The sequence below is a fragment of the Streptomyces sp. NRRL F-2664 genome (genome assembly GCF_000719345.1).
Taxonomy (GTDB): Bacteria; Actinomycetota; Actinomycetes; order Streptomycetales; family Streptomycetaceae; genus Streptomyces.
This window is the reverse complement of record NZ_JOFX01000274.1, coordinates 1-833: the sequence shown is the minus strand read 5'-3', so window position 1 is coordinate 833 and position 833 is coordinate 1. Positions and strand designations below refer to the sequence as shown.

Sequence of the window (833 nt, the reverse complement as noted above, 5' to 3'; positions counted from 1 at the left end):
GTCTGTGAGCGGGCCTGCGTGCAACTCTCCGTAGGGAAATGCCGGTTCGACACGGAGGTGCCACGGTGGTCCTGTCCCAGCATGTCCTACTGCGGCTGATGGAAGCACTGCGTTCGGCGGGCGGGCTGGAACTCGTCCGAGGGGTGGCCGAGCGGATGCTGCAGGGGTTGATCGGGGCAGAGGCCGCGGCGGAGATCGGCGCCGACTGGAACGAGCACGCCGAGACGCGGACCGCGTTGCGCAACAACGGGCACCGGGACAAGACGCTCACCACGCAGGCCGGCGACCTGGAGCTGGCCATACCCAAGCTGCGGTCGTGGCGCTTCTTCCCCGTGCTGCTCGAGCGGCGCCGCCGGATCGACCAGGCCCTGTACGCGGTGGTCATGGAAGCCTGCGTCCACGGCGTGTCCGCCCGCTCGGTCGACGACCTGGTCAAGGCCATCGGCGCGGACAGAGGGATCTCCAAGAGCGAGGTTTCGCGGATCTGCGCCGATCTGGATGACCAGCTCGCCGCGTTCCGCAGCCGGCCGCTGGACCACGTCCGCTTCCCGTACGTCTACCTGGATGCGGCCTACTGCAAGGCGCGGGTGAACCATCAGATCGCGTCGGCGACAGCGAGACCGAAGTGTTCTGGACCCAGTTCCTGCGTCACCTGCGCGAACGCGGCCTCGCCGGGGTCCGGCTCGTGATCGCCGACCACCACCCGGGCCTGGTCAAGGCCGTCCGCAAGGCCGTGCTCGGCGCCGCCTACCAGCGATGCAGGGTTCACTTCCTGCGCAATGTGCTCGGTGTGATCAGCAAGGACGCGGCCCAGATGGTCGCCGCGACGATCC

At 68.7% G+C, this 833-nt stretch carries 1 pseudogene; it reads left to right on the top strand.

Going from position 1 to position 833, the window contains the following annotated elements:
- Positions 1-65 precede the first annotated feature (65 nt).
- Positions 66-833: pseudogene (locus tag IF89_RS39435) on the top strand (transposase); the annotation flags it as partial.